Source organism: Rhodococcus sp. IEGM 1408 (genome assembly GCF_033142235.1).
Taxonomy (GTDB): domain Bacteria; phylum Actinomycetota; class Actinomycetes; order Mycobacteriales; family Mycobacteriaceae; genus Dietzia.
This window is the reverse complement of record NZ_JAWLRW010000024.1, coordinates 1-8,872: the sequence shown is the minus strand read 5'-3', so window position 1 is coordinate 8,872 and position 8,872 is coordinate 1. Positions and strand designations below refer to the sequence as shown.

Annotated in this window: 8 protein-coding genes and 2 pseudogenes; 3 read left to right on the top strand and 7 right to left on the bottom strand. The window is 66.6% G+C overall.

Going from position 1 to position 8,872, the window contains the following annotated elements; translation table 11 throughout:
* Window positions 1–183: 183 nt before the first annotated feature.
* The gene (locus tag R4P08_RS18190; RefSeq protein ID WP_061230215.1) at window positions 184–573 is read right to left on the bottom strand and encodes a heavy metal-responsive transcriptional regulator; all 390 of its coding nucleotides are present in this window, start codon (window positions 571–573) and stop codon (window positions 184–186) included.
* A gap of 92 nt (window positions 574–665) precedes the next feature.
* Between R4P08_RS18190 and merA the strand changes: the two genes are divergently transcribed.
* Window positions 666–2,060: a mercury(II) reductase gene (gene merA, locus R4P08_RS18185; RefSeq protein ID WP_317815268.1), complete on the top strand. Its 1,395-nt coding sequence runs from the start codon at window positions 666–668 to the stop codon at window positions 2,058–2,060.
* A 148-nt stretch (window positions 2,061–2,208) separates the two neighbouring features.
* Window positions 2,209–3,501, top strand: a pseudogene (locus R4P08_RS18180) (ISL3 family transposase); the annotation flags it as partial.
* A 24-nt stretch (window positions 3,502–3,525) separates the two neighbouring features.
* On the opposite strand, the gene R4P08_RS18175 reads toward R4P08_RS18180, so the two are convergent.
* From R4P08_RS18175 to R4P08_RS18150, 6 genes are all read right to left on the bottom strand, one after another.
* The gene (locus R4P08_RS18175) at window positions 3,526–3,744 is read right to left on the bottom strand and encodes an RpiB/LacA/LacB family sugar-phosphate isomerase (protein ID WP_317815269.1); all 219 of its coding nucleotides are present in this window, start codon (window positions 3,742–3,744) and stop codon (window positions 3,526–3,528) included.
* A gap of 58 nt (window positions 3,745–3,802) precedes the next feature.
* Entirely contained in the window at window positions 3,803–4,708 is a 906-nt protein-coding gene (locus R4P08_RS18170) for an NADP-dependent oxidoreductase (RefSeq protein ID WP_317815267.1), read from the bottom strand.
* Window positions 4,709–4,817: 109 nt separating this feature from the next.
* The gene (locus tag R4P08_RS18165; protein WP_107747663.1) at window positions 4,818–5,243 is read right to left on the bottom strand and encodes a cupin domain-containing protein; all 426 of its coding nucleotides are present in this window, start codon (window positions 5,241–5,243) and stop codon (window positions 4,818–4,820) included.
* 129 nt (window positions 5,244–5,372) lie between these two features.
* Window positions 5,373–7,181 (bottom strand): heavy metal translocating P-type ATPase, encoded by a 1,809-nt coding sequence (locus tag R4P08_RS18160; protein WP_411741242.1) that lies wholly within the window; start codon window positions 7,179–7,181, stop codon window positions 5,373–5,375.
* A 286-nt stretch (window positions 7,182–7,467) separates the two neighbouring features.
* Window positions 7,468–7,701, bottom strand: a complete 234-nt coding sequence (locus R4P08_RS18155) for a heavy metal-associated domain-containing protein (RefSeq protein ID WP_317815265.1) — start codon at window positions 7,699–7,701, stop codon at window positions 7,468–7,470.
* A 236-nt stretch (window positions 7,702–7,937) separates the two neighbouring features.
* A complete protein-coding gene (locus R4P08_RS18150) occupies window positions 7,938–8,279 on the bottom strand; it encodes a hypothetical protein (RefSeq protein ID WP_317815270.1) in 342 nt (113 codons plus the stop codon).
* Between R4P08_RS18150 and R4P08_RS18145 the strand changes: the two are divergent.
* Window positions 8,214–8,872 (top strand): annotated as a pseudogene (locus R4P08_RS18145) (heavy metal translocating P-type ATPase); the annotation flags it as partial. The gene R4P08_RS18150 and the pseudogene R4P08_RS18145 sit on opposite strands and share 66 nt — an antisense overlap.

The window sequence follows — 8,872 nt, the reverse complement described above, 5'->3', positions numbered from 1 at the left end:
CATCGACTACGACGACAAGTCGGCCACTGTTCCGATCGCCACCGGAGACCAGGACCTCACCTGCCTGACCACCATGAGACTCACCTGACAACCCCCCTCCCCGCATCAACAACCCCCCGCCGGGTCGCGGCCACCGACCGGCAGGGAAGGCGGTGCGTCCCGCATGGACCACAGCACCGCCAGTCAGAGGTAGCGGCAGATCGTCTCGGCTTGGCAGGTCGCAGGGTCCACTGTGCGGCTGGCGGACTGGAGCTGGGCGACTGCCTGACGCAGCTGCAAGAGATCGGCTATCTGCTGGTCGATCTCGTCCAGTCGAGTCACCAGGAGCGTGTCGACGTGAGCGCAAGGTGCCTGTCCGTCATCGCGAATCCGGAGGATCTCACCGATGCGGGCAAGCGATAGTCCCGCGCTCTGGCCCCGCCGGATGAAATCGAGCCGGGAGATCACGTGCTCGGGGTAGTCACGGTAGCCGTTGAGGGTTCGTTGTGGGGGCGGGAGCAGGCCCACGGATTCGTAGTAGCGAAGGGTTTTCGGAGTGGTGCCCGCCGTGGCAGCCAGTTCGCCGATCCTCATTGGAATTACCGCTCCTTCGAGACCGCCTGGGTTGACCTTCCAGTGCGCTGGAAGGTCCATCCTAATGAGCGAAGAAAGAGAGGGGCCATCTGATGGAACCGGGTTTCGAATTCGATTTGGCGGTGGTGGGCTCCGGCGGGGCAGCCATGGCGGCCGCTATCACCGCTCGCCAGGCCGGCAGGACGGTGCTGGTGATCGAGCACGGCACCATCGGCGGCACCTGCGTGAACATCGGGTGCGTCCCGTCCAAGGCGCTGCTGGCCGCTGCCGGCACCCGCCAGGTCGCACTGACCAATCCCTTCCCCGGGGTCCCCACCCTCGCCCGGGGCGTTGATCTGGGAGCGCTGGTCAAGCAGAAGGACCAGCTGGTCACTCGACTGCGAGAGACCAAGTACGCCGACGTCGCGAACGCCCATGGCTTCGAGATCCGCCGTGGGGAGGCTTCCTTCCTCGATCCCGACACTCTGGTGATGGATGGGGATCCGGTGGCGGCCGGTTCGGTGGTACTGGCCACCGGAGCAGAACCGGCACTACCGAAGGAGGTGACCGGGCTGGACGAGGTGGAGCATCTGACCTCGACCACCGCCATGGAATTAACTGAACTGCCCGACTCCATGATCGTCATTGGCGGTGGCTACGTCGGTATCGAACAGGCCCAACTCTTCGCCCATCTGGGCACCCGGGTGACCATCATCGGCAGGATCACCCCTGCTGCCGAGCCGGAGATGGTCGCCATCCTTCGCCAGGCCCTGGCTCAGGACGGGATCACGGTGATCGAGGAGCACGCCACCTCTGTCGACCGGCAGAACGCACAGGTCACAGTCCGTACCGCTTCGGGCCGCAGCCACTGCGCAGAACGGCTACTAGTGGCCACCGGGCGTCGCCCGTCCACAGACCGCCTCAACCTGCCAGCCGCAGGAATCGCCACCGACCCGGACGGATTCATCCTCGTCGACGAGCATCAGCGCACCACCAACCGGCGCGTCTTCGCCGCCGGTGACGCCACCTCGGCACCCCAGTTCGTCTACGTCGCTGCTGCCACCGGGAAAGCCGCCGCGGCCAACGCCCTTCGCACCGATCCGCAGGGCCCAGGCGAGGTCGTCGACTACACCGGACTGCCAGCGGTGATCTTCTCCCGCCCCCACCTGGCCACCGCCGGGCTCACCGAGGCCGCAGCCCGGGCCGCCGGGCACCGCTGCCAATCCCGGGTGATGAGCTTCGAGGACCTGCCGCGCGCCTTAGTCGACCAGGACACCCGCGGGGCGATCAAGATGGTCGCCGAAACAGAAACCGGAAGAATCCTCGGACTCAGCGCAATCGGAGACCACGCCGGAGAAGTCATGCTCGCGGCGACTTACGCCATCACAGCCGGGATGACCACCCGCCAGATTGCCGACACCTGGGCCCCCTATTTGACCGTCTCCGAAGCTCTGCGCCTGGTCGCAGGCACCTTCCACACCGAACTGCCCACCTCCTGCTGCGTCTGACCACCGCCTCGCGTGGCGGGATTAATGGCTCTTCGCATCTGAGCGTGGGTGAGGACGACACGCCGGTGAGGCGGTAGGGAGACGAGAGGGTCGAGGCCCTGAAGGATTGGAAGTACCACTACATCCGATCCTGAAAGGGCCTCGACCCATGTCTGAGCCTATCGGGTGCTGCCGGTCTGCCACCGGAACCGCACCTGCGCCCCGTTGTGTCCGCTGCGATCTTCTCGTCGGGCTCGACGACGTGTACGTCCTTGATGCGCGTCTGCGTGGCGAGCACCTGGAGGTGACCGTCGAATCCGAGCCGGGACCGGTCGGATGCCCGGACTGCGGCGCCGCCGGGGTGGGGCATGGACGGCAGGTGGTGCGTCTGGTCGACATCCCCGCGTTCGGCCGCCCCGTCACGATCATCTGGCGCAAACGCCGCTTCGTCTGCCCAGGCGGGGCGTGCGAACGTGTGACGTTCGTGGAGAACCTGCCTGGGCTTGCCTCGCCGCGGCATGCCACCACGGCCCGCGTCGTGGAGTGGGCAGTGGGACAGCTGCGCCGGGAGCACGCCACCGTCAGCGGACTGGCTCGTCAGCTCGGTACCGCGTGGCACACGGTGTGGACGCCGGTCAAGGCTGCATTGGAGGCGTTGGCCGATGATCCGGCCCGCTTCGACGGCGTCCGCACCCTCGGCGTCGATGAACACATCTGGCACCATGTCTCCCGACGTAAGCGCGGCCCCAAGGAACTGACCGGGATGGTCGACCTCACCCGCGACGGGGACGGCAAAGTACAGGCCAGGCTGCTCGACCTCGTGCCAGGCCGCTCCGGGGTGGTGTTCGCAGACTGGCTCACCGCGCGGGGCAAGGGTTTCACCAGCGGCGTCGAGATCGCCGCGTTGGATCCGTTCCACGGCTACAAGCGAGCGATCGATGACGAACTCGAGGATGCCACCGCTGTTCTCGACGCTTTCCACGTGGTCAAGCTCGCCCTTGGCGCCGTGGACGAGGTCCGCCGGAGGTTGCAGCAGCAGATCTGCGGTCACCGCGGACGTAAAGGCGACCCGCTCTACGGGATCCGCACCATCATCCGCTGCGACCCCGACAGGCTCACCGAGCGCCAGTGGCGGCGGTTCGACGAGGCCCTGGCCGCCGACCCCCGACACGAGGAACTGTTCATCGCCTGGCAAGTCGCCCACGAACTCCGACAGGCCTACCACCACAAAGACCTGCCAGCCGGGCGCAGCGCTGCGGAGAAGGTACTCGCGACCTTGCCATCCTGCCCGATCCCGGAAATCGCCCGACTAGGACGAACGCTCCGCAAGTGGAAGGCCGCCTTCCTCGCGTACTGGACCACCGGCCGCTCCAACAACGGAGGAACCGAAGCGATCAATGGCCTCATCGAACTCCACCGGCGCCTGGCCCGCGGCTACCGCAACCGCGACAACTATCGCCTGCGGATGCTCCTCATCGCCGGCGGGCTACGGACCTGTCCCGATGCCGGTCCCGCAGACCAGGATCCCGCGATCGGCCTTCCCGTCGCGGACGGCCTGTGCCGCCAGGAACGACACCTGCGGGTAGGTGATGTCCGCACTCGACAGGTCAACGACCGCACTGACCCGGTCGTCAGCCTCAAGCTGCGCCTTCAGCTCGTCCTTCAGGATCGCGCCGTTGCCCGGCGCACCGATCACAATTCTCATTTGTCTGGTTCCTCTCCGACGATTCCTGCATGTTCAGTCTTCTTGGTGGGGCTGCGATTCACGGTTCGATAACGACCTTGCCGGTCGTGTGGCCGGACTCGACGGCGGCGATGGCCTGCTGGGCGTCGTCGAGGCTGTAGCGCGCTGTGACTGTGGGATCCACGAGTCCGTACTGGATGACTCCGGTGATCTTCTCCAGAGCCTCCTCCGTGCGCTCGACTACTGCCCCGCCGAGCTCGCGAGCTGTGTCGGGGTCCGCTGTGGTCAGGACGTGCGACGGGTCCTTCGCCAGGGGCGCGACGGCTCGGAGGGCGTCACCTCCGACGAGGTCGACGACCAGGTCCACGCCGTCGGGGGCCGCCGCGGCGACCCGGTCCGCAACCCCCTCGCCGGACTCGACGAAGATGGCGCCCGACGATTCGACGAGGTCCTTCTTCGACTTGCTCGCGACGCCCAGGACGGTGAACTTGTGGACCTTGCCCACCTGCGCGGCCATCCGGCCGACCCCGCCGCCGGCTCCGAGGATCAGGAGGGTTTGTCCGGCCTCGAGTTCGATCTGGTGAGTGACGTCGTAGGCGGTGGCGCCGGCCACCGGAATCGTGGCCGCGTCCGCAAACGAGATCTCCTCGGGCTTGGCGACCGTCTTGTCGGCCCGCAGCACGGTGTGTTCGGCGAAGGCGCCGTGGCCGGGGGCCACTTCGCCGAGGACCTCGTCGTCTATGGCGAAGTCCTCCACTCCCGCGCCGATCGCAGTGACGACGCCGGAGGCCTCCCGCCCCATCGGGGCGGGTAGCGGCCACTGGCGGCCGAGGAACCCTTGCCGGATCTTCCAGTCGACGGGGTTGACGCCGGCTGCGACGACCCGGATGGCGATCTGGCCGGCAGCCGGTTCCGGTGCCGGGCGGTCGATCAGCTCCTGCTGCTCGGGGCCGCCGAAATCGTTGAAGACGAGAACTCTGGACATGGTGACAACAGCTTCTTTCATGTGCGGATACTCGGGAAAAATAGACGACGTACTGCGCGACAGCGGTCCGGCGAGGCCGACTGGTGGCCGGCCTCCCCGAGCGGCAGGATCAGGCCTTGGGGGGCTCGTCCTCGCCGGCAGCCTCGGCAGCGTCGGCCTCGTCCTTGGTGGTGTAAGCGCTGTCGGCGGCGTGCTCCGGCGGGCTGTAGATGGTGTAGAGCACAAGGGGTTCGTCGCCGGTGTTACGGAAGTTGTGTCGGGCGCCCGCGGCTACCGCGCACTGGTCGCCGGACTCCACCACGTGGGTGTGGCCCTGCAGGTCGGCTTCGCCGGTGCCGGAGACGAAGGTGAGGATCTGGTCGGTGTTCTCGTGGACCTCGTCCCCGATCTCACCGCCGACCGGGATGGTCATCAGAACGATCTGGGCGTACTTGCCGGTCCACAGGACCTTGCGGAAGTCCGGGTTCGCCCGGGCCACGTCCTCGATCGTGAAGTGCTCGACGTTGCCTTCGATGGAGAAATCCTGCTTGCTCATTTCCTGCTCCTTGCCTGGTGGGATTGGTCAGCCATTCTGGGTGAACGGCCCGTAGTGGGTGGATAGAGATCGGGGGCCGAGCGGGCGCCCGGGGCGGATTCACGCGGTGCCCCGGGCGCCCGGCCGGCTTCAGGCCGGGATCTTCTCTCTGTCGGACTGCGCGCGAACCCGCTCGCTCTTGGGCATCGCGGTGGAGCCTTGGGTGTTTCGCATGAGCCTCATGGCGTTGAGGATCACGATGAGCACCGAGCCCTCGTGGACCAACATGCCGATGGACATGGTCACCCCGCCAAAGAAGACGCCTGCCAGGAGAACGACCACGGTGAGCAGGGCGATGGCGATGTTCTGCCGCATGACGGCCACCGTGCGCTTGGCCAGACCGATCGCCTCCGGGAGTTTGAGCAGGTTGTCGCCCATGAGGGCGATGTCCGCGGTCTCCACTGCTACGGCCGACCCTGCTGCACCCATCGCGACGCCGATGTTCGCGGTGGCCAGCGCGGGGGCGTCGTTCACGCCGTCGCCGACCATGGCCACGGTGTGACCCTCGCGCTGCAGCTTTGATACCGCGTCGAGCTTGTCCTCGGGGAGGAGGCCGGCGTGGATCTCGTCGATCCCGGTCGCCTTGCCGATCGCCTCGGCCACCAGGCGGGTGTCGCCGGTGAGCATGACGACCTTCTCGACGCCGGCGTCGTGCAAGCGCCGCACCATCTCCGGCGCATCCTCGCGGACCCGGTCTGCCACGGCGATCACGCCGATGACCGCGTTGTCCACGGCCACGATCATCGGGGTCTTACCCGCCGCGGCGAGTTTCCTCGCCGCGGCCGCGGCGTCCACGTCATCGGTGACGCCGTACTGCTCCAACAGCGGCGCGTTACCGATGAGAACCCTCCGGCCTTCGATGTCGGACACGATGCCCTTACCCGGCACCGGGGTGACAGCGCCCGGAATGCCCTCGGGCGCCACACCTTCGGTGCGAGCGGAGTCGAGGATCGGTCGGGCGAGCGGGTGCTCGGATCCGGCCTCGGCGGCCGCGGCCCACCGCAGCACGTCAGTGCGGTCGAACTCCGGGGCCAACACGATGATGTCGGTCAGCTGCGGGCGGCCCTCGGTGAGGGTGCCGGTCTTGTCGACGGCGACCGCCGAGATCTTCGCGGAGGTTTCGAGGAACTCTCCACCCTTGATCAGGATGCCGTTACGGGCGGAACGACCGATTCCGGAGACGATCGCGACCGGGATCGAGATGACCAGCGCGCCGGGGCAGCCGATGACCAACAGGGTCAGCGCCAGCACGATGTCGCCGGAGATCAGACCGGCCACCAGCGCCAGGACCATGACGGCCGGGGTGTACCAGACGGAGAACCGGTCGATGAACGCCTGGGTCCTGGCCTTGGCGTCCTGTGCCTCCTCCACGCGGTGGATGATGCGCGCCAGGGTGGTATCGGCGCCGATGCCGGTGGCGAGCACCTGCAGGAAGCCGCCGCGGGAGACGGTGCCGGCGAAAACCTGATCTGACTTGGCCTTGTCCACCGGCATGGACTCGCCGGTGATGGACGCCTCGTCGATCGCGCCGGTGCCGGCCACGACCTGGCCGTCCACCGGCACCTTGGCGCCGTTCTTCACCAGGACGATCTCGCCCATCCGCACTTCGGCAGCGGAAACTTCCTGCTGTTCGCCGTCACGCATGACGATGGCGGAGTCTGGGGCCACGGCCACAAGTTCCGCCAGGGCGGAGCGGGTCTTGTTGATGGTCGCCGCCTCGAGTGCGTGACCGATGGCGAACAGGAACGTCACCGCCGCGGCTTCCCAGAAGTTGCCGATGATGATGGCGCCGATCGCCGCGATCGACACGAGGAGGTCAATGGCGATGTGCTTGACAAGGAGTGCGCGGATCGCCGCGACGGCGATGCCGTAGCCGGCCACGATCGCCGCAGCGAGCATGAACGCATTGGCCAGTGTGAATTCAGCCGACGTGGTGGCGTGTTCGCCGGCATCGACCCACCACTGGGAACTGATCGCCGGATTGAGCGCATCGCTCAACACATGCTCGAGCAGCAAGGAAATGACAATGAGCACACCGGCACTAGTCGGGACCGACCATTTGCCGTAAACCCATCGGCGGAAACCGTTCATGACGTTGTGTCCTTTCAGGACATGAAAAGTCGGTGTGGTCGCCCACGAACTCCGGAAGACGAGAGGACTCGTCCGGGGTGGGCGGCCCGAGGGGTCAGAACGCCGAAGGGCGGGCGGTATAGCCGGCCTTGGCGATGGCGGCGACGATGTCGTCGACACTGGTGACGTCCGGGTCGTGGTCGACCTCGATACGCGCGGAGGCGAAGTGGACCTCCACCTTCTCGACCCCCTTGAGTCGACCCACCCGCTTCTCGATCTTCGACACACACGACGGGCAGGAAAAGCCCTCGGCGCGAAGAAGGGTGTGAGTGGTGGTGGAAGTACTCATGGTGTGATCCTTTCTCTACTGAATTCCCGGTGCCGACCGTGCACTGATGTGTTCGATCGATAGCCTCAGTCTACGGACCACAAAATATTGTTCATTGATCCAAATCAATTTGCCGCGAGCCGCCTCGGCTGCGCGAGGCGGACATCGTCCTGGACACTCAGGGAGTCGTGTTCTTGCTGTTCCACTCCCTCGGAAATAGTGAATATCGAAGCCCCCGGACGCCTGCGGCCCGAAGATCACGCCAACCGGGCCGCACGCGACAAGACGGAAGTGAACGAATGAGTCAACCGCACGATCATCATCACCACGGCCACCGGCACGGATCCGGTGGCGACTCGGCCGGGCGCCTCGACGATAGGGGCGCGGCGGTAGCCGAGCATCATCACCCGGACGCGCCCCATGACACCACCGGCCACGACCAGGCGGGGCAGCATCACGCCGGACATGAAGACCACGGCGGTCATGCCGGGCACGCAGACCACGTCGGACAGTTCCGACGTCTTTTCTGGATCATGCTCGTCCTGGCGGTACCGGTGGTCGGCTTCAACGACATGTTCGCCCACCTCCTTGGCTACCACCTCATCGACGCCGGATGGGTGTGGTGGGTCTCCCCCATCCTGGGCACAGTGATCTACCTCTGGGGCGGCCGGCCGTTCCTGACCGGCGCTCTCTCCGAGGTCCGCGCTCGTCAACCCGGCATGATGCTGCTCATCGGCTTGGCGATCACGGTGGCGTTCATCGCCTCCTGGGGCGCTACCTTGCGCATCCTGGATCCTGAGCTGAACTTCTGGTGGGAACTGGCCCTGCTGGTAGTCATCATGCTGCTGGGCCACTGGATCGAGATGCGCTCCCTGGCGCAAACCACCTCTGCACTCGACTCCCTGGCGGCACTGCTACCCGATGAGGCCGAGAAGCTCGACGGCGACGACGTGGTCACAGTCGCACCAGCCGACCTGGCGGTCGGTGACGTCGTGATCGTCCGCCCCGGCGCTTCTGTGCCCGCCGACGGCAAGATTATCGACGGCTCGGCCAGCATGGACGAATCCATGGTCACCGGCGAGTCCAAGGCGGTCCGCCGTGAGATCGGCGAGCAAGTGGTCGCCGGCACGGTGGCCACCGACTCCGGCTTGCGCGTCGAGGTCTCCGCAATCGGTGACGACACAGCCCTGGC